The organism is Sinorhizobium fredii USDA 257, from assembly GCF_000265205.3.
Classification (GTDB): Bacteria; Pseudomonadota; Alphaproteobacteria; order Rhizobiales; family Rhizobiaceae; genus Sinorhizobium; species Sinorhizobium fredii_B.
This window is the reverse complement of record NC_018000.1, coordinates 537443-562550: the sequence shown is the minus strand read 5'-3', so window position 1 is coordinate 562550 and position 25108 is coordinate 537443. Positions and strand designations below refer to the sequence as shown.

The 25108-nt window shown below is 63.1% G+C and carries 21 protein-coding genes and 1 pseudogene; 6 read left to right on the top strand and 16 right to left on the bottom strand.

Features of this window, described 5'->3' with window-relative positions:
* Window position 1: 1 nt before the first annotated feature.
* From USDA257_RS02510 to USDA257_RS02485, 6 genes are all read right to left on the bottom strand, one after another.
* Window positions 2–622, bottom strand: a complete 621-nt coding sequence (locus tag USDA257_RS02510) for a hypothetical protein (protein ID WP_041413861.1) — start codon at window positions 620–622, stop codon at window positions 2–4.
* 136 nt (window positions 623–758) lie between these two features.
* Window positions 759–3668 carry an isoleucine--tRNA ligase gene (ileS, locus tag USDA257_RS02505; RefSeq protein WP_041414918.1) on the bottom strand — a complete coding sequence of 970 codons (2910 nt, stop codon included), beginning with the start codon at window positions 3666–3668 and terminating at the stop codon, window positions 759–761.
* A 279-nt stretch (window positions 3669–3947) separates the two neighbouring features.
* The gene (locus USDA257_RS02500; RefSeq protein WP_014761299.1) at window positions 3948–4931 is read right to left on the bottom strand and encodes a bifunctional riboflavin kinase/FAD synthetase; all 984 of its coding nucleotides are present in this window, start codon (window positions 4929–4931) and stop codon (window positions 3948–3950) included.
* Window positions 4932–4944: 13 nt separating this feature from the next.
* Window positions 4945–5793 carry a TIGR01459 family HAD-type hydrolase gene (locus USDA257_RS02495; RefSeq protein ID WP_014761298.1) on the bottom strand — a complete coding sequence of 283 codons (849 nt, stop codon included), beginning with the start codon at window positions 5791–5793 and terminating at the stop codon, window positions 4945–4947.
* A gap of 117 nt (window positions 5794–5910) precedes the next feature.
* Window positions 5911–7185, bottom strand: a complete 1275-nt coding sequence (chrA, locus tag USDA257_RS02490) for a chromate efflux transporter (protein WP_014761297.1) — start codon at window positions 7183–7185, stop codon at window positions 5911–5913.
* A 79-nt stretch (window positions 7186–7264) separates the two neighbouring features.
* On the bottom strand, window positions 7265–8092 hold the full coding sequence (locus tag USDA257_RS02485) for a chromate resistance protein ChrB domain-containing protein (RefSeq protein WP_041413860.1): 828 nt from the start codon (window positions 8090–8092) through the stop codon (window positions 7265–7267).
* A gap of 263 nt (window positions 8093–8355) precedes the next feature.
* On the opposite strand from USDA257_RS02485, the gene groES reads away from it, so the two are divergent.
* Window positions 8356–8652 (top strand): co-chaperone GroES, encoded by a 297-nt coding sequence (gene groES, locus USDA257_RS02480; protein WP_012706990.1) that lies wholly within the window; start codon window positions 8356–8358, stop codon window positions 8650–8652.
* Between the two features lie 65 nt (window positions 8653–8717).
* Window positions 8718–10355 (top strand): chaperonin GroEL, encoded by a 1638-nt coding sequence (gene groL, locus USDA257_RS02475; protein WP_014761295.1) that lies wholly within the window; start codon window positions 8718–8720, stop codon window positions 10353–10355.
* Between the two features lie 209 nt (window positions 10356–10564).
* Here the strand turns inward: groL and USDA257_RS02470 are convergent, their stop codons facing one another.
* The 6 genes and pseudogenes from USDA257_RS02470 to hisS form a co-directional block, all read right to left on the bottom strand.
* The gene (locus USDA257_RS02470; RefSeq protein ID WP_041413859.1) at window positions 10565–13357 is read right to left on the bottom strand and encodes a bifunctional diguanylate cyclase/phosphodiesterase; all 2793 of its coding nucleotides are present in this window, start codon (window positions 13355–13357) and stop codon (window positions 10565–10567) included.
* 225 nt (window positions 13358–13582) lie between these two features.
* Window positions 13583–14800 (bottom strand): NAD(P)/FAD-dependent oxidoreductase, encoded by a 1218-nt coding sequence (locus USDA257_RS02465; RefSeq protein WP_014761293.1) that lies wholly within the window; start codon window positions 14798–14800, stop codon window positions 13583–13585.
* Window positions 14801–14944: 144 nt separating this feature from the next.
* Entirely contained in the window at window positions 14945–15652 is a 708-nt protein-coding gene (locus tag USDA257_RS02460; protein ID WP_014761292.1) for a glutathione binding-like protein, read from the bottom strand.
* A 109-nt stretch (window positions 15653–15761) separates the two neighbouring features.
* A pseudogene (gene hisG, locus USDA257_RS02455) lies at window positions 15762–16456 on the bottom strand (ATP phosphoribosyltransferase).
* The gene (locus tag USDA257_RS02450) at window positions 16457–17596 is read right to left on the bottom strand and encodes an ATP phosphoribosyltransferase regulatory subunit (protein WP_014761291.1); all 1140 of its coding nucleotides are present in this window, start codon (window positions 17594–17596) and stop codon (window positions 16457–16459) included. It lies immediately after the preceding pseudogene.
* Entirely contained in the window at window positions 17596–19110 is a 1515-nt protein-coding gene (gene hisS, locus USDA257_RS02445; protein WP_041414917.1) for a histidine--tRNA ligase, read from the bottom strand. Before hisS ends, USDA257_RS02450 begins: the two co-directional genes overlap by 1 nt.
* Before the next feature lie 241 nt (window positions 19111–19351).
* On the opposite strand from hisS, the gene USDA257_RS02440 reads away from it, so the two are divergent.
* Window positions 19352–19777, top strand: a complete 426-nt coding sequence (locus USDA257_RS02440; RefSeq protein ID WP_014761288.1) for a hypothetical protein — start codon at window positions 19352–19354, stop codon at window positions 19775–19777.
* A gap of 10 nt (window positions 19778–19787) precedes the next feature.
* Here the strand turns inward: USDA257_RS02440 and USDA257_RS35820 are convergent, their stop codons facing one another.
* A complete protein-coding gene (locus tag USDA257_RS35820; protein ID WP_144051889.1) occupies window positions 19788–20000 on the bottom strand; it encodes a hypothetical protein in 213 nt (70 codons plus the stop codon).
* A 304-nt stretch (window positions 20001–20304) separates the two neighbouring features.
* On the opposite strand from USDA257_RS35820, the gene copM reads away from it, so the two are divergent.
* Complete coding sequence (gene copM / locus USDA257_RS02430) at window positions 20305–20670, top strand: CopM family metallochaperone (RefSeq protein WP_014761286.1); 366 nt, start codon at window positions 20305–20307, stop codon at window positions 20668–20670.
* A 48-nt stretch (window positions 20671–20718) separates the two neighbouring features.
* On the opposite strand, the gene USDA257_RS02425 is transcribed toward copM, so the two are convergent.
* Window positions 20719–21354, bottom strand: a complete 636-nt coding sequence (locus USDA257_RS02425; protein ID WP_014761285.1) for a DNA-3-methyladenine glycosylase I — start codon at window positions 21352–21354, stop codon at window positions 20719–20721.
* Between the two features lie 221 nt (window positions 21355–21575).
* Between USDA257_RS02425 and USDA257_RS02420 the strand changes: the two genes are divergently transcribed.
* On the top strand, window positions 21576–22319 hold the full coding sequence (locus USDA257_RS02420) for a L,D-transpeptidase (protein WP_014761284.1): 744 nt from the start codon (window positions 21576–21578) through the stop codon (window positions 22317–22319).
* A gap of 183 nt (window positions 22320–22502) precedes the next feature.
* On the top strand, window positions 22503–23198 hold the full coding sequence (locus USDA257_RS02415; RefSeq protein WP_014761283.1) for a L,D-transpeptidase: 696 nt from the start codon (window positions 22503–22505) through the stop codon (window positions 23196–23198).
* Window positions 23199–23363: 165 nt separating this feature from the next.
* Here the strand turns inward: USDA257_RS02415 and glcF are convergent, their stop codons facing one another.
* Complete coding sequence (gene glcF, locus USDA257_RS02410; RefSeq protein WP_014761282.1) at window positions 23364–24659, bottom strand: glycolate oxidase subunit GlcF; 1296 nt, start codon at window positions 24657–24659, stop codon at window positions 23364–23366.
* A gap of 61 nt (window positions 24660–24720) precedes the next feature.
* Window positions 24721–25101 carry a DUF4870 family protein gene (locus USDA257_RS02405; RefSeq protein WP_014761281.1) on the bottom strand — a complete coding sequence of 127 codons (381 nt, stop codon included), beginning with the start codon at window positions 25099–25101 and terminating at the stop codon, window positions 24721–24723.
* Window positions 25102–25108: the final 7 nt, after the last annotated feature.

Here is a 25108-nt window from a genome sequence, read left to right as displayed (position 1 = left end):
CTTAGAACGGCCAGTACCACTTGCTGCCGCTGTTGGCGACTTGCGCCGCCTTCTTGCGCCGACGCTCCTTGTCCTTCTCCGACTCGCCAAGATCCGTTTCTGAGCCCTCCGGCAGGCGGCGATATTCGAGCGGTGGGTCGCTCAGAAAACGGCGCTTGTCGGAATAGGCGCCCATCTCGATCTTGCGGGCTTCGCGATAGGCCGCCTGCTGCTCCTTGGCGGACAGGCGGCGACCGTTGGCGCTCGCCTTTGCAAGCGGCGAGACGTAGTTGGGATTGTTCTTGTTGGCGTCGGCCTCTTCGCGCAGCCGCTGCCGCACTTCCTCGGGCGACTCGACCCAGGCGGGATTGGTCTCGCGACTTGCGAGCGACTGCTGCGGCTGGACCAGCGCGGCTTGCTCTCCTTGCGGCGGCAACACCAGGCCTGCACGCGGTTGGTACTTGACGGGGTCCTTCTTCGGCGGAGCCAGGCTGATGGCGCTGCCGAGGTCATCGACCAACTGTTCGCCCGCCGTTTTATCCGTGCCGTAGGTCGGGCCGCCGATGCAACCGGTAAGCACCAGGCTACCCGCCACGACAGCAGCAATGCTCGCAAACACCCGCAACGCTCGCGCCATTTCCATGAATTTCCTTCCAGCCCCGCCGGACCGCGCCCGCCGCGCGGCCATTACACGCCCCCATGGCGGAAAAATCCGCCAAATTTCGGGCAGTTTGTACCGGATGAATGCGCCAAGTGCAATTCACCCGGTGAAATGTCGATTAAGGCTTGAAGCCGAGCTCCCGCAATGCGGCGGCGTCGCGCGCCGACACATCCGGATAGAGCGGATCGGATCCGACATCCGTGGTAATCCGCCAGGAGCGCGCGCATTTGCGGCCTTCGGCGAGCTTCGGCACGACGCTGACCTTTGCCACTTCCGGCAGCGTGAAGGCGCCGTCCGGCCCCTCAGCGCCATTGAGCTCGATCGCCGAGGTGATGCAGATCTCGGCGAAGTCCTGGCCGTCGAGCGCCGCCCTCAGATCCGGATCGGCGACGTGGACGATCGGCGCGGCCTCGAGCGAGGAGCCGATGCGCTTGTCCTTGCGCTCGATCTCGAGAGCCCCGGTGACCACCTTGCGCACTTCGCGGATCTTCCGCCACTTCTCGGCAAGCGCATCGTTACGCCATTCCGCCGGCACGGCCGGGAATTGCTCGAGGTGCACGGAGACGGCTTCCGGGTTGCGGGAAAGCCAGGCTTCCTCGGCGGTGAAGGGCAGCATCGGCGCAAGCCAGGTCACCAGGCAGTCGAACAAAGTGCGGATGACGTGCAGCGCGGCGCGGCGGCGGAGCGACGACGGCGCATCGCAGTAGAGCGCGTCCTTGCGGATATCGAAATAGAAGGCCGACAGTTCGACATTCGAGAAATCGATCAGGGCGCGCGCGATCCGCTTGAAGTCGAAGGCGTCGTAGCCTTCGCGCACCAGCCGGTCGAGCTCTGCAAGACGATGCAGCATCAGTTGCTCGAGTTCCGGCATGTCGGCGACCGCGACCACCTCGCCCTTGTCGTGGGCCAGGGTGCCCAGCATCCAGCGGACGGTGTTCCTGAGCTTGCGGTAAGCATCGATATTGGTCTGGATGATCGTCTTGCCGAGACGCTGGTCTTCCCAATAGTCCGTCGTCATCACCCAGAGGCGTAGGATATCGGCGCCGGCATCCTTCATCACCTCCTGCGGCGTGACGGTATTGCCCTTCGACTTCGACATCTTCTCGCCCTTCTCATCCATGGTGAAACCATGGGTGACGACGGCGTTGTAGGGCGCACGGCCGCGCGTTGCGCAGCTTTCCAAAAGCGAGGAATGGAACCAGCCGCGATGCTGGTCGGAGCCCTCGAGATAGAGATCGGCGGGCCACTTCAGGTCCGGACGGTCTTCGAGCGTGAAGGTGTGGGTCGAACCGGAATCGAACCAGACGTCGAGGATGTCCATGACCTGATGCCAGCGGGCATGATCGTAGTCGTTTCCAAGGAAGCGCTCCTTTGCGCCCTCGGCAAACCAGGCGTCGGCCCCTTCCTTCTCGAAGGCGTCGAGGATGCGCAGATTGACGTCCTCGTCGACGAGGATTTCACCCTGATCGTCGGCGAAGATCGCGATCGGCACGCCCCAGGCGCGCTGGCGCGACAGTACCCAGTCCGGGCGCTGCTCGATCATGGCGCGCAGGCGGTTCTGGCCGGCGCCGGGTACGAAGCGGGTTTCGTCGATGGCGTTGAGCGCCCGCCCGCGCAGCGTCGTGCCGTCGCCGAAGTCCTTGTCCATGTAGACGAACCATTGCGGCGTGTTGCGGAAGATCACCGGCTTCTTCGAGCGCCAGGAATGCGGATAGGAATGCTTCAGCCGACCGCGGGCAAACAGCGCGTGGCGGGCGATCAGTGCCTTGATGACGCGGTCATTGGCGTCGCCCTTCTTGCCCTTGTCATCAATGACGCGCCCGGCGCCGCCTTCGGCCTCCGGGCCGAAGCCGGGCGCATCAGCCGTGAAATAGCCGGCATCGTCGACGGTGAAGGGGATCGCGGAAGAGATGCCGCGCGCTTCGAGTGCCCGGGCGCTGTCCATCCAGGCTTCAAAGTCCTCACGACCGTGGCCGGGCGCGGTGTGCACGAAGCCGGTGCCGGCATCGTCGGTCACATGGTCGCCATCGAGCAGCGGCACCTTGAAAGCATAGCCGCCGCCGAGACCATGCAGCGGATGGGCGCAGGTAACGGTCGACAGTTCGTCAGCCTCGAGATCGCGGACGAAGTTGAAGGTGACCTTTGCCTTGGCGGCCGACTCCTCCGCGAGACGCTTGGCGAAGATCAGCTTTTCGCCCGGCTGCGGCCCATAGTCGTTCTCGGCGGTAGCGACCTCGTAGAGGCCATAGGCGTAGCGCGACGAATAGGCGACAGCGCGGTTGCCGGGGATCGTCCAGGGTGTCGTCGTCCAGATGACGACGAAGGCGCCGATTAGCGCATCCGGTCCTTCGACGACCGGGAACTTCACCCAGATCATGTCGCTTTCGACATCGGCATATTCGACTTCGGCTTCCGCGAGCGCGGTGCGCTCGACGACCGACCACATGACCGGTTTCGAGCCGCGATAGAGCTGGCCGGCCTTGGCGATCTTGATCAGTTCGCCGGCAATGCGGGCCTCGGCGTGGAAATTCATCGTCGTGTAAGGGTTTTCGAAGTCGCCCTCGATGCCGAGGCGCTTGAACTCCTCGGTCTGCACGCCGATCCAGCCGCTGGCGAATTCGCGGCATTCCCGGCGGAACTCGTTGACCGGAACCTCGTCCTTGTTCCTGCCTTTCTCGCGATACTTCTCCTCGATCTTCCATTCGATCGGCAGGCCGTGGCAGTCCCAGCCCGGAACATAACTGGCGTCGAAGCCGCGCATCTGGAACGAGCGGTTGATGACATCCTTGAGGATCTTGTTCAGCGCATGGCCGATGTGGATGTTGCCGTTCGCATAGGGCGGGCCGTCATGCAGCACGAACTTGTCGCGGCCGGCGGAGGAAGCGCGAAGCTTCTTGTAGAGCTCCATCTTCTGCCAGCGGGCGACAGTTTCCGGCTCCTTCTGCGGCAGGCCTGCGCGCATCGGGAATTCCGTCTGCGGCAGATACAGCGTGGAGGAATAGTCGATCTTTTCAGCGGTCTCTGTCATGGTCTTTTGCATTCGTCTTTTCCGCGCGGGATCGTCACGCAGGCGGAAGGGTTCGGTCTATCGAAGATGACTGGAAGGGCGTGAAACGCCGAAATCCCGGACCTTCCGGCGCGCTCTAGCGCGCGCGGAAAGCCGGGCCGATAATTCGCTGATCGATGGTCAATCGACGATGCCTGATCATAGTGGCCGGTTGTTTAAGGCGTTTTCAGTGTTTTGAAAAGGTCCGCGTGCGCTGCATGGCTCAATTCTTTGGCAAGCCGGCCCGCCTCCCGGCCGACATCAGGCGAAATTGATCTGGCGGTCGATCTCACTCAACGGCTGCACCCCGGCCAGAAGGGCGCGCGCCTCTTTCTCGTCCTCTCTCATCTGCACCATCAAGGGCTCGAGTCCGTCAAATTTCAGCTCGTCGCGAAGATAGCCGAAGAAGGAGACGGCGCAGACCTCGCCGTAGAGGTCGCCGGAAAAATCGAAGACGAAGGTCTCCAGCAGCGGTTCGCCGTCGCTGTCGACGGTCGGGCGGCGGCCGAAGCTTGCGACGCCGTCATAAAGAGAACCGTCCGCCCGACGGAACCGCACCGCATAGATGCCGTTCCGGAGCTCGGCCTCCTGCGGCAGGCGCATGTTCGCAGTCGGATAGCCGAGTGTGCGCCCCAGCTTCTTGCCGCCGATCACCTCCGCTTCGGCCGTGTAGCGATAGCCAAGCAGGCCGGCCGCATGCGAGACGTCGCCTTCGGCAAGCAAGGAGCGGATGAAGCTCGAGGAGATCACCGCGGCGTTCTCGTCGCGGAAGGCGTCCACCAGCGTCACGCCGAAGCCTTCCTCGGCGCCAGCCGCCATCAGGAAGGCCGGGCCGCCCTCCCGTCCCTTGCCGAAGTGGAAATCGAAGCCGGTGACGACGTGCGAGGCGTGCAGCCATTCACGCAGGATGCGGTGGATGAAATCGGACGCCGAAAGCTCGGAGAAGGTCCGGTCGAAGGGATACTCGATTACGGCGCCAAAACCCATTCCCTCCAGGATGCGGGCTTTCAGCGGTGCCGGGGTCAGGCGGAACACAGGCTGGTCGGGCCTGAAAACCGTGCGCGGATGCGGCTCGAAGGTCAGCACGAGAGCCGGAACGCCCCGGCCTCTAGCTTCATCGAGCGCGCGGTTCAGCACCGACTGATGGCCCCGGTGAACCCCGTCGAAATTACCGATCGCGATCACGCCGCCGCGGAGGCGTTCGGGAAGCGGATCACGGGTTTCGTTGCGATGAAAAACCGTCATTGCCGTCGTCCTGTCAGGCGAGCCGAGGCATCCACCACTTCGGCGTCGCTCCTTCTTGCTTCAGGAAGGCAAAGAGCTTCGCCTCGTCGGTGCGGCTTTCATGCATGTATTCCTGCGCGTGGATGCCGGCACTGATATAGAGCAGATCGAAACCGGCGTCCTGCGCCCCTTTCACATCGGTCGGCATGCCGTCGCCGATGGCGATGACGCGCGCGAGGTCGAAGTTACCTCTTACGGCCTTTGCTTCCGAGAGAGCAGCGCGGTAGATCGCCTTGTAGGGCTTGCCGGCAATGCGCGCCTCGCCGCCGAGTTCCTCGTAAAGCTTGGCGATGGCGCCCGCACAGGGGATCAGCCGATGGCCGCGTTCCACGACAAGATCGGGGTTGGCACAGATGAATGGTATCTTGCGTCTGGCGAGGCCAACCAGCGTGACGCGGTAGTGTTCGGGGGTTTCGGTCTCGTCGTCGTAGAAGCCGGCGCAGACGATCGTCTCGGCCTCTTCCGCCGAAACGATCTCGGTGCCGAGGCCCTCGAGCAGTGGCAGGTCGCGATCGGCGCCAATGAAGAAAATCCGCTTCGCTGCGGAAGCGATCAATGCCCGCGTGACGTCGCCGGAGGTGACGATCCGATCATAGGCCTCGTCGGGAACGCCGAGACCGCGGATCTGCACCTTGACGCTCGGATGCGGCCGCGGCGAATTGGTGATAAGGACAACCGTCACCCCCTGGGCGCGCGCCTCGGCCAGTGCCTCGCAGGCGGAGGCGAAGGCCTGAACGCCGTTGTGAAGCACGCCCCAAACGTCGCAAAGCACCACGTCGTATCGGCTGGCGATTTCCCGAAAACTGTTGATCCTGACGGCCATCCTGGCTTCCTGCAAACTCAGCTTCTCGGCTGACATCGCAAGGAAGGGCCAAGAATACAAGCCTCGCACATAGAAAAACGCCGCACTTCCCAAGATTCGGCGGCGAACGTCGCGATATCAGACAAGCATCAGCAACCAGCCAGCCGCAGCACAAATTGCGAGAGTCTGGAAAATGCGGCGCTTCAACCACAGAAGCGAAGCGGCCGCCAATATGGTCAGGACTAGGGCAAGAGGGTCGAGTGTCGTCGGATCCGGATAGGGAAGCGAAAGGGGCCCGCTCTCCAATCGCTCGACGCGGCCAAAGAGGACGTGCAGGCCGAACCAGACCGCAAGGTTGAGGATGACGCCGGCGACCGCCGCCGAGATCGCCGACAATGCGCCGGAGAGCGCGGCGTTGGCGCGCAGCCGATCGACATAGGGCGCGCCGAGGAAGATCCAGAGAAAGCATGGGATGAAGGTGACCCAGGTCGCGAGCGTCGCGCCAAGCACGCCGGACGCCAACGCATCAACACCGATCGGCGCCCGGTACGCGCCCATGAAACCGACGAAGGCGAGCACGAGCACTAGCGGTCCCGGCGTCGTCTCCGCCAGCGCCAGGCCATCGACCATCTCGCCGGGCTGCAGCCAGTGATAAGTCTCGACCGCCTGCTGTGCCACATAGGCGAGAACCGCATAGGCGCCACCGAAGGTGACCACCGCCATCTGCGAAAAGAAGACGCCGATATCGCTATAGACGTTGGAGCTGCCGAGGGTGGCCGCGATCAGGAGGAAGGGCGCCAGCCAAAGAGCCCGCCACACCGCAATGACCGCCGCGGCCCTCCCCCAGGTCGGATTGCCTTCGGGGTAATCGGCGCCGATTACGGAAGGAAGATCCGGAGCCTTCGCAGCATGGGCGGCCTCGCGCCGCCCCGGCGCATGCCGGGCGGCGACATAGCCCGCGATGCCGGCCGCAACGACCACCAGCGGAAAAGGCAGGCCGAAAGCGAACAGCGCAAGGAAGGCCAGGAGTGCGAGCCATCGATCGAAGCCGGTTTTCAGCGCCCTGCGGGAGAGCCGGATCAGCGCGTCGATGACGATCGCAAGCACCGCCGCCTTCAAGCCGAAGAAGAGGCTCGCGAGCCAATCCGTCTCCTGAAAGAGGGCATAGGCCGAAGACAGGGCGAGAATGACGACAAAGCCCGGGATGACGAAAAGGGTGCCGGCCACCACCCCGCCTCGCGTGCCGTGCAGGAGCCAGCCGATATAGGTGGCGAGTTGCTGCGCCACGGGTCCCGGCAGCAGCATGCAATAGTTGAGCGCGTGCAGGAGGCGGCTTTCCGATATCCAGCGGCGCTCCTCGACGAGTTCCCGGTGCATGAGCGCGATCTGTCCGGCCGGCCCGCCGAAACTCAACAGGCCGATCTTCGCCTAGACCCTGGTGGCCTCGGCAAAAGACGGATGGGCGGGCGCGAGGCCCGCCGAAGCTTGTTCTTCACGTCCGCTTCCCCTTGCCGCCGTGGGATACCCAATCGTGCTTTTCCTGTGTCGCGTCGCGCGCCCACCGGTAGAGCGCGTCATAGAGCGTCATCCCTGCCTCGAGCTGTTCGAGGTCGTCGGCATACATGCGGGACAGGCCAAGCGAAACGGCAAGAAGGCCGGACGCCTGCGGCTCGAGATCGTGCCGGTCCGTATCGGCGCCGCGAACGATACGGGCGACGTGCTCCAAGGCGGGGAAGGAAAGACCGAACTCCTTCACCATCGTATCGAAGGTGCAATCGTCGCCGCGATGGCTCCAGAACACCCCTTCGATGTCGAACGGCGTTGCGCCGAAACGCTCGCCGACTGCCTCGACCTCGGCCGGTGTGACGTAGAGGAATTTGGCACGCGGGTCGACAAAGCGGCGGATCAGCCATGGACAGGCGATGCGGTCGATCTTCGGTCGGGATCGCGTGACCCACACCGAGCCGCCCGAAGGATCGGCATTCGGCAGGGTGGCCACCGGCACGAGCGGCAAGCCCGCTTCGCGCCACGCTTCAATACCGCCTTCCAGTATTTCCGCAGACGCGCCGGCGAGCCGAAGCCAGGCGGCAACGCCTTCGCTGAGCTTGCCGCCGTGCTTGCAGAGCACGACGACCCAGTGGCCCTTGTATTCGTCCGCCCATTGCGGGGCATCGGAATGGGTCCGGTGAAACGACGCCGGTACAAGGAAGGGATCAGCAGCGAAATCGTCCTCATCGCGCGCGTCGATGAGGACGGGTGCCTTCGCGGTTCCGACGAGCCGGGCGAGTTTTTCAGGGGAGATGGAGTTGTACGAGGCCATGATACGACGTCCTTGATTGCTGTTGGACGCGAAATTCCAGCATGACGCCTCGTGGGGCATTCGCTTACCCCATAACCCATCAAACAAAAAACGGGATTTCTTGTCAACTTTCGCAACCGGCAAAAAAATCTCGAAGCCAATCCTTGACTCGTTCCGAAGCCAGCCTTATCTCGGCGGCGCTAGCACTCTTCAACCAAGAGTGCTAACACCCATCCACCGGGTCTCTAACGATCCGCAATGTCATTTGATCGAGGGATTAGACAATGGCAAGCACCAATTTCCGTCCGCTGCACGACCGCGTTGTCGTTCGCCGCGTCGAGTCTGAAGAAAAGACCAAGGGCGGCATCATCATTCCGGACACCGCGAAGGAAAAGCCGCAAGAAGGCGAAATCGTGGCTGTCGGTTCGGGTGCCCGCGACGAAAGCGGCAAGGTTGTTCCGCTCGACGTCAAGGCTGGCGACCGCGTCCTGTTCGGCAAGTGGTCCGGCACCGAGGTCAAGATCAACGGCGAAGACCTTCTGATCATGAAGGAAGCCGACATCATGGGCATCATCGGCTGATCGGCCGGCCCCACTTCTCCACATTCATGACAACCAAAGGGCAATGAGCCCGGGAGTTTTCTCACATGGCTGCTAAAGAGATCAAATTTGGCCGTACCGCGCGCGAAAAGATGCTTCGCGGCGTAGACATCCTCGCCGATGCGGTCAAGGTAACGCTCGGCCCGAAGGGCCGTAACGTCATCATCGATAAGTCCTTCGGCGCTCCGCGCATCACCAAGGACGGCGTTTCGGTCGCCAAGGAAATCGAACTCGAAGACAAGTTCGAGAACATGGGCGCCCAGATGGTCCGCGAAGTTGCTTCGAAGACCAACGACATCGCCGGCGACGGCACCACGACCGCAACGGTTCTCGCCCAGGCGATCGTTCGCGAAGGCGCCAAGGCCGTTGCTGCCGGCATGAACCCGATGGATCTGAAGCGCGGTATCGACCTCGCCGTCACCGAAGTCGTCAAGGACCTCCTCGCCAAGGCCAAGAAGATCAACACCTCGGAAGAAGTTGCCCAGGTCGGCACGATTTCGGCCAACGGTGAGCGCCAAGTCGGCCTCGACATCGCAGAAGCGATGCAAAAGGTCGGCAACGAGGGCGTTATCACGGTTGAAGAAGCCAAGACCGCCGAAACGGAACTCGAAGTCGTCGAAGGCATGCAGTTCGACCGCGGCTACCTGTCGCCTTACTTCGTCACCAACCCGGAAAAGATGATCGCCGACCTCGACGACGTCTTCGTTCTCCTGCACGAGAAGAAGCTCTCTAACCTTCAGGCGATGCTCCCGGTTCTCGAAGCCGTCGTCCAGACTGGCAAGCCGCTCCTCATCATCGCTGAGGACGTCGAAGGCGAAGCTCTCGCAACGCTCGTCGTCAACAAACTGCGTGGCGGCCTGAAGATCGCCGCTGTCAAGGCTCCGGGCTTCGGCGACCGCCGCAAGGCCATGCTCGAAGACATCGCCATCCTGACGGGCGGCACGGTGATCTCCGAAGACCTCGGCATCAAGCTCGAAAGCGTCACGCTCGACATGCTCGGCCGTGCGAAGAAGGTCTCGATCTCCAAGGAAAACACCACGATCGTCGACGGTGCCGGCCAGAAGTCGGACATCGAAGGCCGCGTTTCCCAGATCAAGGCGCAGATCGAAGAAACCACCTCGGACTACGATCGCGAAAAGCTGCAGGAACGTCTTGCCAAGCTCGCTGGCGGTGTTGCCGTCATCCGCGTCGGCGGTTCGACCGAAGTCGAAGTGAAGGAAAAGAAGGACCGCATCGACGACGCTCTCAATGCGACGCGCGCTGCAGTTCAGGAAGGCATCGTACCGGGCGGCGGCGTTGCCCTGCTGCGCTCTTCTGTCAAGATCACCGTCAAGGGCGAAAACGACGATCAGGAAGCCGGCATTAACATCGTTCGCCGCGCTCTGCAGGCTCCGGCCCGCCAGATCGTTGAAAACGCTGGTGACGAAGCCTCCATCGTTGTCGGCAAGATCCTCGAGAAGAACACCGACGACTTCGGCTACAACGCGCAGACCGGTGAATACGGCGACATGATCGCCATGGGCATCATCGACCCGGTCAAGGTCGTTCGCACCGCGCTCCAGGACGCAGCCTCGGTTGCCGGCCTTCTCGTCACGACCGAAGCCATGATCGCCGAACTGCCGAAGAAGGACGCTCCGGCAATGCCTGGCGGCATGGGCGGCATGGGTGGAATGGACATGATGTGATAAGGCGTCAGCCTTAGCACAGCTAGATCCATCCGGATCTGAAGGGCGGCTTTCGGGCCGCCCTTTTTGTTGTTCGAGGTGAAGCCATGCGCCTTTTCCGCGTGCTGATGAGGCGATCTTTCCGCCGGACCTTCACGCTGGGCGGCAAAGGCCGCCGCCATCACGACGCCAGCGACGAATAGCGCGATGGGTGGGCCCTCCGGACCGCCTCAGGCGGCCTGGGTTCGGATACCGATCACCGACCCCATCGGCGCCGGCCGGCCAAGAAGGTAGCCCTGCGCCTCGTCGCAGCCTTCCGCCTGGAGAATGTCGAGCTGCGTCTGCGTTTCGACCCCTTCGGCGAGAACCGGAACGTGCAAGCTCTGGCCGAGGGCGAGGATGGCGCGGATGATCGCCTTTGCTTGCGGGCTGCCTTCGACTTCCGACATGAAGCTCTTGTCGAGCTTGATCTTGTCGAAGGGGAACGACCGCAACGTCTCGAGCGAGGAATAGCCGGTGCCGAAATCATCGATGGCGATCGTGACGCCGAGCGCCTTGATCTCGCGAAGCGTCAATAGCGCCCGCTCCTTGTCGTCGATGATCGTCGATTCGGTAATCTCGAGCTCGAGCCGTTTCGGGTCGAGCCCGGTTTCGACGAGGATCGCGTTGACGAGGCTGACAAGGTCGCCGTTCGCCAGTTGCACCGGCGACAGGTTTACGGCGATCTTGTACTGACGGTCCCAGGCTGCCGCTTCACGGCAGGCCTCGCGCAGCACCCATTCGCCGATCGGCAGGATGGCGCCGCATTCCTCGGCGAGCGGAACGAATTCGTTCGGCGGTACCATACCGCGTTCCGGATGGTTCCAGCGCAGCAGGACTTCGTAGCCGATCACGTCTCCCGTCGCGACCGATTTCTGGACCTGATAGTGCAGAGCCAGTTGGTTCTTCTCCACCGCCTCCCAGAGATCGTTCGCGAGCGCCCTGCGGCCGCGCGCGGCCTCATCCATCGAAACCTCGTAGAAGCAGATTGTCTGGTTGAGCGCCGCTTTTGCGCGATACATTGCGAGGTCGGCGTTGTTGATCAACGCGTCGGCGGTTTCGGCGTCCTGCGGATAGATGGCCACCCCCATGCTGCCGCCGGATTTCAACTCGAAATCGCCGAAGCGCATCTCCTCTTGCAGGCAGCTCTCGATCCGTCGCAGGAAGTCGTGGACCTCGGCGAGTTCCTCGAAGCGTTTGACTGCAGCGAACTCGTCGCCCCCGAAGCGGGCGATGAATTCGCCCTCCTGAAGATGTTCCTTCATCCGCTGCGCGATCGTGACCAGCACGAAGTCGCCGGCCGCATGGCCGTGCAGGTCGTTGACTTCCTTGAACCTGTCGAGATCGATCCCGACCACCGCCACCTTGCGCGAGAACCAGGCGGCCGCATCGAGCTCGTCGTCGAGGTAGCTGTTGAACTGCAACCGGTTCGGCAGCCCCGTCAGGCTGTCGTGGCGCGCAAGGAAGGAAATCTGCTCCTCGGAGTCGAGCCGCTCGGTGATATCCTCGTAGGTGGAGACCCAGCCGCCATCGGGAAGTGTGCGATGCTTGACCAGGATCGAGCGGCCATTCGACAATTTCTCGACAAAGTCGCCGCCGCCCTTGGCGGCGATATCAAGCCTGTGTTTGCGGTAGGCCTCTTCCGCCTTCGCTTCCGCGATCGCCGGATCCGAGTAGGTGCGGGCAAACATGCGATCGAGAACTTCGCGAAAGGTCAGTCCCATGCCGGCAAGCGAGTCAGGAAGTTCGAAGATCTCGAGGCAGCGGCGGTTTGAAATCAGCAAGCGATCGGCGTGGTCGAACAGGCATATGCCCTGCGTCATGTTCTCAAGCGCAATGTCGAGATTCTTGCTGACTTCGGCGATGCAATCGGCATCCTCTTTTCGCTTGGTGATGTCCTTGACGATCGTGATGAAGCCCGCATGGCGCCCCACATCATCGATAAGCGGATCGATGACGACATTCGCCCACAGCCGGGTGCCGTCCTTGCGGTAACGCCAGCCTTCGGTTTCGTATCTTCCCTCGGCAAGCGCCGTGTTGAGCGCCTGCTGCGGCAGGCCGGCTGCCTGCTCCTCCGGCGAATAGAAGCAGGCGAAGTTCTCGCCGACGATCTCCTCGGCCACATAACCCTTGTTGGCTTCTGCCCCCGCGTTCCAACTCGCCACGCGGCCGTCGACATCGAGCATGCAGATGGCGTAGTCCTTGACGCTGCGGACGAAACGCGAAAACTCCTTTTCCGAAGCGACGGCGAGGATTTCGCCCTGGCGCGCAAAGCCGGCGGCAATCAGCACGGCGGACAGAAGAAAGAAGGCAGTGCCGGCAAGGACGAAGGCCAGAAAATTCGGCTGGATCATGCCTTCCTGGATCCCGGTCGCGAACTCGACTTCGACCGCAACTGCGCCCATCGCGGTGAAGTGCAGCACGACGATGCCGAGCGTCATCGCCACTGTCGCGACCAAATGAGCCTTCGGCGTGTGGCCGCTCCGATTGATCGTAAAGATCGCAACCATGTCGAAGAGCACCCCGGCCAAGATCGAAGCGACGACGAGCGTCGAATCCCAGCGAATGGAGCCGGGCACCTCGAGCGCGGCCATCCCGAGGAAATGCATGCAGCCCACCCCGGCGCCCAGCACCAGGCCGCCCAGCACCCATGCGGGGCGGCCTGTCGCATAGGTGGCGATCGCCAGGGCCGACGTCGTCAGCAGGATCGAGACAACCAGGGATAATGTCGTGAAGCCTGCCTGATAACCGAGCACGACACCGGGGTCATAGGCGAGCATGGCAATGAAATGGGTCGCCCAGATGCCGAAGCCGCTGGCGATGCCTGCCGCCGCCAGCCAGATCGCCCGGGGCCTGCCGCGGGAAAGCCGTGCGCGCTGAAGCAGTGTCACTGCGCCATAGCTGGACAGGGCGCAAATCACCGCTGCCAGCGCAACCAACCGCAGATCATGTTCCACGACGAGGCACGAGAGTATCTTGAACATCGGAGGTCGCCCAAATAAACGCACAGCCCCGCACGCGCTTGTCCGCATGCCGGGTCGCTAGCAGTTCGCTTTGCGCCCTTTAAGGAAGGATGAAAAATCAGCCATCGACCGCTGTTTCCAAGCGGACAGTGTTAATGAATTGCCGAGTCACGCGAGCTAAAATTGCGAGGGACGCCGCCGCCCTCGACCGGTTCCGCTCTCGTCCTCGCCGATGCGGTGCAGCCGCTATGCCAGCAAGGATTTGAGATCGACCTGGGGATCGGCCAGGAGCGCTGGCTCGGGCGTCACGCCCGCTTCGAGCAGTTTCTTGCCCGTCACGTAAGCCTTGGCGTCATTGACGGCATCGACGGCGATCAACTTGCCCTGGCGGAAATACCAGACCGAAACGCTGCCTTCGCGCTGGCCCGGGCGGACCAGGGTTTCGTCGTGGCCAAGCCCGAAGCCGGCGATCTGCAGCTTGACGTCATACTGGTCCGACCAGAACCAAGGTTTGGGATCATAGGGAGCGGAACCGCCGGCAAGAATGGCAGCGACCGCTTCTGCCTGGTCCACGGCGTTCTGGACTGATTCAAGGCGGATACGCATTCCCTGCCAGGGCAGGACCGCGCAGTCGCCGATCGCAAACATCGCCGGATCGGAAGTCCTGCCGTAGCTGTCGACGAGGATGCCGTTGGAGGTTTCGATGCCCGCATCATGCGCCAGGGCATCATTCGCCGCTACGCCGATGCCGACGATCACGACGTCGACCGGAATGATCGAGCCGTCGGCGAGCTCCGCGGCCGTCACCCGCCCGTCCTCCCCGATCAGCCGATGAATGCCCATGCGTTCGCGGATATCGACCCCATGCGAGCGGTGTATCTCACGGACGATCGCAGAGGTCGCGGCGGAAGCCACACGCTGCAGGATGCGGTCCGCCATCTCGATCACAGTGACCTCGAGCCCGCAAGTGCGTGCGACCGCCGCCGCCTCCAGGCCGATATAGCCGCCGCCGATCACCAATACCCGGCGCCCCGGCTTCATCTCCTCGGCAAGCCGGTCGGCATCCCTGAAGTCGCGCACCACATAGACGCCTGCGAGATCGCCGCCGATCGCAGCCGGCAGGCGGCGCGGCGTGGCACCGGTTGCGAAGGCCAGCGTTTCATAATCCAGCCTCGAGCCGTCGCTGAGCATGACCTCTCTTGCGCGGCGTTCCACCCGGGTGACCTTGGTCGACAGGCGAATGTCGATCCCGTGTTCCGCGTACCAGGCCTCGGGCCGATAGAGCAGCCGATCGAGAGTGAGTTCGCGCAGCAGGTATTTCTTGGAAAGCGGCGGCCGCTGGTAGGGCAGGCTCGCTTCCGCGGCGATGACGGTGATCGGACGCTCGTCCTGGAGCGCGCGAAGCTTGGCGATCAAAGCGAAGGCGGCCTGACCGCCACCGACAACAACAAGTCTTCCCGACACCTTTTCCACCCGTTTGGACCGTCTATTCCATAAGCCAGGAGCGGGTGCGGGCGGAAAGTCGCACCACACCTTTCCTCATCTGGCTCTGCTACCCGTAGCCTCCCGGCCCGAGTCTCGTCAACTCGGGCCGGCGCATCGCCCGGATCATTCCTTGCGCGGAATCTCGATGCCCTTCTGCGCGGCCGGGCGCGCCAAGCCGCGCTCCACCCAAGTCATGACGTTCGGGAAGTTGTTGTACTCGAGCACCTCGGCGCCGCCATAAAACTTGCGGGCGCCTTCGACCCACGGATAGGTGGCGATATCCGCGATGGTGTATTCGTCGCCCATCAGCCACTCACGGCCTTCGAGGCGCGCTTCGAGAACGCCGAGCAGGCGTTTCGCTTCGTCGCGATAGCGCTCAACCGGATAGGGATTGTTGGCGACCTTGTCGGCCGCGAATTTGAAGAAATGGCCGAACTGGCCGAACATCGGCCCGACGCCGCCCATCTGGAACATCACCCAGCACAGCGTCTCGTAGCGGCCGGCCGCATCGGCCGGAATGAGCTTGCCGGTCTTTTCCGCGAGGTAGACGAGGATCGCACCGGATTCGAACAGGCCGATCGGTTTGCCGTCCGGTCCGTTCGGATCGATGATGGCCGGGATACGGCCGTTCGGGTTGAGCGACACGAATTCGGGCGACTTCTGCTCGTTCGTATCGAAGGCAATGCGGTGCGCCTCATAGGGCAGCCCAAGTTCTTCCAGAGCAATCGAGATCTTCACGCCGTTCGGCGTCGGCAGCGAGTAGAGCTGGATGATGTCGGGATTCTTCGCCGGCCAGCGGCTCGTGATCGGGAAGGAGGAAAGATCAGCCATAAGGATGCCTCGAGGTGGGATAATGGGAAGATGAGTTGTCTGCCGTCCCTAGATAGGTGGCTCCGGTTGCATTTGTCAGACCCGGGACGAAATTTCCGATCCGCCGGCTTCAGAGAACCGAGCGCACGGAAGACATGATCCGATCGATGGTGGGGTTACCCTCGTGCGCCGCGTTGCGGGCACGGACGAGGCAGGCCTCGGATCTCAGGATCACACCATCCGACAGGATCTTCAGATGGTTTGCCTTCAAGGTCGAGCCGGTCGAAGTGATGTCGACGACGATATCGGCCGAGCCGGAGGCGGGCGCCCCTCGGTTGCGCCCAGGCTCTCGACGATGCGATAGAGCTGGATGCCGTGGCTGCCCGAGAAGAACTGCTGGGTGAGCCGCCAGTATTTGGTGGCGATGGCGAGCCGGCGGCCATGGCGGGCGCGGAAGTCGGCGGCCACATCGCCGAGGTCCGCCATGGTATCGACGTCGTACCAGACCTCCGGCACCGCTACGACGACTTCGGCATGGCCGAAGCCGAGACGGGCCGCGAACTCGACACGCGCGTCAGCGTCGGCGATGCCTTCGCGCACCAGGTCTTCGCCGGTCACGCCGAAATCGACGGCGGCGCTGCCGACCTCGCGGGAGATTTCAGAGGCCGACAGAAAGGCGACCTCGACGTCGTCCCAACCTTCGACGCGGCCGCGATAGGAGCGGTCGTTGCCGACGGCGACGATCTTCATCCCGGCGCGCTCGAAGATTGCCGAGGCATCGTCCTTCATCCGACCCTTGGAGGGAAGCGCAATGGTAATCGTCATTTAAGCGCCCCCTCCGGTAGCGACGGCCCGTTCGATCCGGTCGAGCCAGAGAGAGAAACCGACCGCCGGAATGTGCTCGCGAGCGCCGAGCAGCGTCAGCAGGCGATCGAAGCGGCCGCCGCCGGCCAGGACCGCCGGCTCTCCCTCAACCTCGATCTCAAAGACGAGGCCCGTATAGTAATCGAGCGGACGGCCGAAAGCGGCCCGATAGCGTATGAGGTCGGGATCGGCGCCCGCTTTCGCGAGCGCCGCGACGCGCGCATCGAAGAGCGCGAAAGCATCGTCAATCTTCAGCTTCGACTTCTTGGCGAAAGCGTGCAGTGCCGCTGGAGCTTCGGAAAGCGGCAGGTCGAACGCGAGGAATTCACGCATGACGGTGAGCGCCGCCTTGTCGAGCCGCGTTGTCGCAAGCTCCATCTTTTCCTTGAGCCGGCGGGCGATGTCGCGGGGCGAACGGCTGGCATTGGTGGAATAGCCGGTCGCCTCCATCGTCTCGCCAATTCGGGCGACGAGCCGCTCCTCGTCGTCGAGTATGCCCATGATGGCGAGCCGCTCGACTTCGTGACCGAAGACGCCAGGGGACTTGGGGTCGGCCAACTCACCGAGGAGCTTCTGCAACTGCTTCTGGTCTCCGAAGGCGTGGATCAGTCGCTTCTGCCAGCCGGCCGGCAATCCGCAGACGGCAATGACTGCCTCGAAGACGGACTGGTCGCCGAGCGTTACCTTTAGCCGCTGGCCCGGCAATCGGTTGGCAAGCACAAGCATCGCGTCGCCGATCGCCCGCGCGTCGGCGCCGGCCGTGTCGACGTCGCCGAGATCCTCGATACCCGCCTGGTAGAATTCGCTCGCGCCCTCACGGCGCTGCCGGAACACCTCGCCGAGATAGGCGTAGCGTTGCGGCGTCCCTGTGGCGGTCTCGATGTGGCGGAGACAGACCGGAATGGTGAATTCCGGACGCAGGCAGAGGCTCTGGCCGGTCTCGCTTTCCGTCATAAAGATTCGCCGGCGCAGGTCTTCCCCAGCCATGTCGAGGAAAGGCTCGGCCGGCTGGATGACCGGCGTGTCGACGCGCAGCGTCTTCAGCCGCTCGAAATCGGCAAGCAGATCACCGGCAAAGGCGGGAAGGTTGATCAGAGGCATCAGCCTGCCCTTTTCCGGTCCTCGGTCTGCTCTGCCAGAATCTCACGGACTTTTGCGACGAGTTCACCTTCCGGAACGGAAACCTGGGCGACGCGTGCCTCGCGCCAGGCGACGTTGTCCTCGATCTCGCCGGAGAGCCGCTTGCCCTCGATCAGGTCCTTGATCTGGAGGGTACCGGATGCGCGCTCGTCGCCGCCCTGAATGATGGCAATCGGCGAGCCGCGCCGGTCGGCATATTTGAGCTGGTCGCCGAAATTCTTCTTGTTGCCCTGATACATTTCGGCACGGATGCCGGCATGGCGCAGTTGCTGGACGAAGCGCTGGTAGCGGCCCATGCTGTCGATGTCGCGGTCCATGACGCAGATGACGACCGGTGCCACCACCTCTTCGACACCGAGCTTGCCGAGGTTCTTCAGCGCCGTCATCAGCCGCGACACGCCGATCGAGAAGCCCGTTGCCGGCACCGGCTGGCCCATGAAGCGCGAGACGAGGCCGTCATAGCGGCCGCCTCCCCCCACCGATCCGAAGACGACCTTCTCGCCCTTCTCGTTGGTGACGGAAAATTGCAGTTCGGCCTCGAAAACCGGGCCGGTGTAATATTCGAGACCGCGCACGACCGACGGGTCGATCTTGATGCGATCCGTTTCATAGCCGGCGCTGAGCACGAGGCTCCGGATCGTGTTGAGTTCCTGGACGCCTTCCGCACCCCTGCTGGTGCCGGCGACGAGTTCGGCGAGCTCATCGGCGCTCTTCGCGTAGTCGGTGATGCCGACGAAGAAGAGGATCCTGCGGATCTGCTCCTCATCGAGCCCGGCGCCTTTGGTGAAGTCGCCGCTCTCATCCTTGCGCCCCTCGCCAAGCAGCAGGCGCACGCCCTCCGGCCCGAACTTGTCAAGCTTGTCAATGGCGCGCAGGACCGTCAGCCGCGCGTTCGCCTGGCCGTCGCCCCCGAGACCGATCGCCTCAAGCACGCCGTCCAGGACCTTGCGGTTGTTGACCCGGATCACATAGTCGCCGCGTGCAATCCCGAGCGCCTGCATCGTGTCGGCCATCATCATGCACATCTCGGCATCGGCCTGGACGCCGGCGGCGCCGACGGTGTCGGCATCGAACTGCATGAACTGCCTGAAGCGCCCCGGTCCCGGTTTTTCGTTGCGGAAAACATAACCGGCGCGATAGGTGCGGTAGGGAAGCTGGATCTCGTTGAAGTTCTCCGCCACATGGCGAGCAAGCGGCGCCGTCAAATCGTAGCGCAGGCTCATCCATTGCTCGTCGTCGTCCGTCAGCGAGAACACGCCTTCATTGGGGCGGTCGCTGTCGGGGAGGAACTTGCCAAGCGCATCGGTATATTCGAACAGCGGCGTTTCGACGGGATCGAAACCGTAGCGCTCATAGACCTCGCGGATCTTCGCGATCATCTCGTCGACGGCACGGATATCCGCGGCCGAACGATCGACGAAGCCGCGCGGCAGGCGCGCCTTGAGCTTCTGCTGTTTCTTCGGTTTGTCGTTCATGGAAGGCATTCCGGGCTGTGAAGCTTGGTCGGTGCCTTCCCTACCGGATCAGGCCAAGGGCGGCAAGGGCAGCGGCCGACAAAGGGCCGACAGCCCGCATCCGGAAAGGTCGCGGAACCAGGCCGCGCGCAAAAGCGTTCCGCTTTCAGTTACGATCACAACGCCGTGATTGTAAATTGCTCTTGTTACCCTTATAAGTTAGGGCGATCGAGACAAGGGCTTCAACGGAGACTTTCGCAAAATGCTGACTGTCATGACGCCCGGGGCGGCAGCGATAAGGCCGCTCAATCCGGAAGCCCACGGGGCCTGGACGCGCGTGCTCGCGAAGGCAGGCTATGTGATCGACCCGTGGCGTTGTGACGTCGACAGTGGCGCCTTTGTGGTCGGCCACCGGACCCTGTCGCTTCTGGGCCTGAGGCACAATCCCTGCGGCGTCATAGACCTCGTGCGGGCCTATGATGAAGAAGACCGGGCGACAATCCTGAGTATCCTGGAACAGGCGACGGCGGCGTCCTCGTCCTTCTGTTTTTCTGCGATGGTCCGCCGGCCAGGCGGAAGCTCACACCAGCTTTGCTGCATCGGAAATTCGACGATCGACGAGGGTGCGGGAGGTTCCCTGCAGGGCGTGTTCGCCGTTCCCGGAAGCGGAGCGGCATTGCCGGGCTGATGCAAGGTGATCACGACTCGGCGGTGTTTTCGTATCGCCCCTTCTTCTTCGAGATCGAGTAGCCTATCTTGCCCGCATGCTGCGTTGGCTCGCCATCATCCTTCTGCTTCTGTCGGCTCCGCTCGGCGGAGCCCTTCCCGCGATTGCGCAGGCGCGCGATCTCGCGGCGAAGACAGTGAGCACACACCAGCACGACATGGTGATCTCCGATACCATGCAGCACGCGTCCTCGGGCCGTGACAGCCATTGTGCGCAGCGGGCCCATTGTCCGGGCCCGGCAAAATCGGACCACCCGTTGCTCTGCTCGGCCTGCGTCGCGATCCATGCAGCGCCCATTGGGCTCACGCGATCCGCGGGGCGCTCGACGCGGCTTTCGCCGCAGCATCATGCGGCGCTGCTCGATCAGGTCATCGAACCCCCGTGCCCACCGCCCAGACGCAACGTTTCCATCTAGTGCTGGCGCCTCCGACCGGACACGAAGACGCCGCGCGCCGCATCGACTCCCATAGAATGGAAAGGTACGCATTATGACCCTGAAAAGGATCACCGCAGCTTTGATGCTGGCCGCATCGGTCGGCATCCCCGCACTCGCCCAGGAACATCAAAAGATGCATCACGATTCGACGGCGGCCGCGTCGGCACCGTCGAGCAAGGCCTTCGCCGAAGCGAGCGCCAAGATGCACAAGGATATGGACATCGTCTTCACCGGCAATGCAGACATCGATTTCGTGCGTGGCATGATCGCTCACCACCAGGGGGCAATCGACATGGCGAAGGTTGAGCTCGAGCACGGCAAGGACGAAGCGATCCGTAAGCTGGCGGAAGACATCATCAAGGCCCAGGAGGCCGAGATCACAATGATGAAGGACTGGCTATCCGAGCACGGCGGCTAAATGAGACCGCCCTCCCCGCCTCAGAATCGGGGAGGCCCGCTCGAATAGTCATACAGCGGGCCTTGCGAATTGCCGCCGCATCTCCTCGATCCCGGCACGGCAGAAACAGCCTTCCAGATGATCGTTGACGAGCCCCATGGCCTGCATGAAGGCATAGACGGTCGTCGGACCGACGAAGGTCCAGCCGCGTTTCTTCAGGTCCTTCGAAATCCGGACCGAGGCCGGCGTCGTCGGATTGGCGATCAGTGTTTCATAGTCCATGACCTTCGGGCGCTCGCTGCCGTCCGGTTCGTGCGCCCAGAAATAGGCGGCGAGCGAGCCGAATTCCGAACGCAATTCCTTTGCCCGCCGTGCATTGTTGATCGTCGAAACGATCTTGCCGCGGTGGCGGACGATGCCGGGATCGGCAAGGCAGCGCTCGATGTCGGCGTCGCCGAATTCGGCAACCAGATCGACGTCGAAGCCGGCGAAGGCTGACCGGAACGCCTCGCGTTTCCTTAGAATCGTCAGCCAGGAGAGGCCCGACTGGAAGCCCTCCAGGCAGATCTTCTCGAACAGCCGGCGATCGTCGGTGACCGGGCGGCCCCATTCTTCGTCGTGATAGCGGCGGTAGTCTTCGAGATTGCCGTGCCAGGCACAACGCTGCAGCCCGTCATCGCCCGTAATCAAGCCTCTTGCCGACATCACCGCTCCCTCGCCTCGTTTCTCTTTTGTTCCATTTACCATTTGCAAACCAGATTCATAAAGCGGGGAATAACCCTACCCAAAGCTTTATCCACATCGCAGCATTTTATCGAACCGGCGTTTACTGTTCGGTGGCGGAGGAGTGAGAGCATCGCGCCGTTGAGGTGCAGCTGCCGCGCTGCCCCAGAAGTTTGTTCGGCGTTAGGTAGCGAGTCCGTTCGATGAAGAAGTTCCTTTTGCTTGCCACGTGCCTTGTCTGCACACTCCCCACCGGCGCCGGCGCGCGAGATCGATATCGGAACCGCCCGCCGGTCATCGTCAGCCCGGATCTCACCGCTCCCTGGGTGATGCAGTTGACCGGCGAAGGGGTGCGTCCGGCCGTCTACCGGCCGCAGGCCCCGGCTGCCACCCGAAAACAGGTGGAGCGCCGCCAAATGAAGCGCCGGCTGGAAACGGCGGCCTTGCAGCCCGCCGCCGCTCGCGCGCAAAGGCCGGCGAAGTCGCAGTTGGACCCGCAATTCCTGCCGCAGATGGTGACCTACGAGACAGGCGAGAAGCCAGGCACGATCGTGATCGACACCAATAATCGCTTCCTCTATCTCGTCACCGGTGACGGACAAGCGCGGCGCTACGGCGTCGGCGTCGGCAAGCCAGGCTTCGAATGGGCCGGCGCGCACAAGATTACCCGCAAGGCCGAGTGGCCGAACTGGACGCCGCCTGAGGAGATGATCGCGCGCGAAGCGGCCAAGGGTCATTATCTGCCGGCCCGCATGGACGGCGGTCCTCAGAACCCGCTCGGCGCCCGCGCCATGTATCTCGGCTCCACGCTCTATCGCATTCATGGCACCAATGCGCCCTGGACGATCGGCTATGGCGTTTCGTCCGGCTGCATCCGCATGCGCAACGAGGATGTCGTCGATCTTTACGAGCGCGTCAAAGTCGGCACCAAGGTTATCGTTATATAGCGGCAGCCGCCCATAAAGTACTTTTCGAGCACTTGCTTGTGCCGGATCGTGATCTAAGAGCAACAGCTGTTCCCTTCGATGCAAGTTCCGGCCCTCGCCTTGTTCTATGGGATGTTTCACGGGCTTGCACTTGCGGTAAAAATACATAGCTTGCCCGCAACGAGGGTTCAGAGGGAATCATAAATGAGACTTCACGCCACCAGGCTGGCCGCGCTCACCGTCGCGGCCGCTGCTTTTCTGGCTGCCGCAAACGCGTCCGCCTTCTCGCCGGCCGACATGGTCGGCGCAAAGGTCAAGCGCTCCGACGTCGTGCTGGCTGCCCAGCCGAAAAAGCCGCCGCAAAGATATTGGCGCACCAAGGTACGGTTCCGCACGAACGAGGCGCCCGGCACGGTCATTGTCGATACCAACAACAAGTATCTCTATTACATTGACGGCCCGAACCGCGCGACGCGCTATGGTATCGGCGTCGGCCGCGAGGGCTTCGGCTGGTCCGGCGTCGTCAAGGTAGGCCGCAAAGCCGAGTGGCCAAGCTGGACACCGCCGGCGGAGATGCGCCAGCGCGAAAGGGCAAAGGGGCGCATCTTGCCGATCACCCAGGAGGGCGGCATCGACAATCCGCTCGGCGCCCGCGCCCTCTACCTCTACAAGGGCGGCCGCGACACGATTTTCCGCATCCATGGAACGAACCTGCCCTGGACCATCGGCCAGAACATGTCGTCCGGCTGCATCCGGATGATGAACGAGGACGTCGAGCACCTCTATGACCGGGCGCCGATCGGCACCAAGGTCATCGTGATCGGCCCGGGCAACAAGCAGGGCGACGTCAGCTACGACGACCGCGGCGTCGACATCTTCCGCCATATCTTCGGCGGCTGACGAGTCGGGAAGCGTTGCCCCCTCATCCTAGCCCTCTCCCCGCAAGCGGGGCGAGGGGGCATCCCTGAATGCTGCGTGCGGGCAAGACGCCACCGCGCGTCACCTTCGCCCCGCCTGCGGGGAGAAGGTGGCCGGCAGGCTGGTTGAGGGGCCGGCGCTTACCGCTCACAGCCTCGCCGGCTTCGGCCCACCATAGGCCCAGTCGAGCAGCTCGACAGTGTGCAGGATCGGGATATTCGTCCCGCTGGCAATCTGGGTGATGCAGCCGATATTGCCGGTTGCGATCACGTTCGGCTTGGTTGCCTCGATGTTCCTCACCTTGCGAGCCTTGAGTTTCGCCGATATCTCCGGCTGCAGGATGTTGTAGGTTCCGGCCGAGCCGCAACAGAGATGGCCTTCCGCCGGTTCGCGAACCGCAAAGCCTGCCCGCTTCAGCAGTTGCTTCGGCGCGAGCGTGATCTTCTGCCCGTGCTGCATCGAGCAGGCGGAGTGATAGGCGACGGTCAGGCCGCGCGCCCCCCGCTCGGGGAGGTCGAGTCCCGCGAGATATTCGGTTACGTCCTTAGCAAGCGCGGACACCTTCGCCGCCTTCTCGGCATAGACCGGGTCCAGCCGCAGCATGTGGCCGTAGTCCTTGATCGTCGTTCCGCAGCCGGATGCGGTGATGACGATCGCGTCGAGACCATCCTCCTCCGCGACCTTCAGCCAGATGTCGACGTTGTGCCGGGCAGAGGCCAGCGCCTGCTCCTCGCGCCCCATGTGATGGACCAGCGCGCCGCAACAGCCCTCGCCCGCAGAAACGACGACCTCGACCCCTTGTCCGGTGAGCAGCCGGATGGTCGCCTCGTTGATCTCCGGTCTCAGCACCGGCTGAGCGCAGCCGGCGAGCAGCGCCACGCGGCCGCGGGGCGTGCCCTTGGCCGCATAAACGGCCGGCCTCGCCCCGTCCGATGCCGCCGGCACCGCGCGCGGTGCGAGATCGAGCATGACGCCGAAGGTCTTCAGCGATGAAATGCGCTTCAGCAGGCCCGCGAGGGGGCGGGCAAGCCGCGCCGCCCGGAGCGCCAGCCGAAAGCGTGAAGGATAGGGTAGGGTCGCGGCGATGACGGCGCGGGCGAAACGGTCCTTGAGCGGCCGCTTATACGTCTCCTCGATGTGGATACGGGCATGATCGACGAGATGCATGTAATCGACACCCGATGGACAGGTGGTCATGCAGGAAAGGCAGGAGAGACATCGGTCGATATGGGTAACGGTTTCGGTATCGGCGGCGCGGCCGTTCTCCAACATGTCCTTGATCAGGTAGATCCGCCCGCGCGGACTGTCGAGCTCGTCGCCGAGCAACACATAGGTCGGACAGGTGGCGGTGCAGAAGCCGCAGTGGACGCATTTGCGCAGGATCTTTTCCGATTCGGCGACATGCGGGTCGGCGAGTTGCTCTGGGGAGAAATTTGTCTGCAACCGAATACTCCACTCTCAATTCTCAAGGCGGCGCTTCTTGCCGGGGCAGAGCCGCAATGCTCTAGACCAGCCAGCTTTCGGGATCGGTGATCGGCTCCTCGCGAGCCGCCTTCTGAAGACCGATGACACAGCGCACGACGATCCAGACCGCCGTCGCGACGAAACCGAGCACGCCGATGAGCAACACCGACAGAAGCGCCGAGATGACGGCGAACAGCAAGGCGATCCAGAAGGTGCGGATCGCCCAGATATAGTGCGTCCTCGCCCAGCCTTCAGCCTTGTCGCGGTTGAGATAGGCGAGCACGATGCCGACGAGCGGGGTAATACCAATGGCGAAACCGACCAGATAAAGCAGGTAGATGATCTGGATATTGACCTTGCCCGGCTCCAGCCAGCGATCGGTGTCACGGGAAAGCGGCGTCTGCGGACCCGGATCACTCATCGAATTC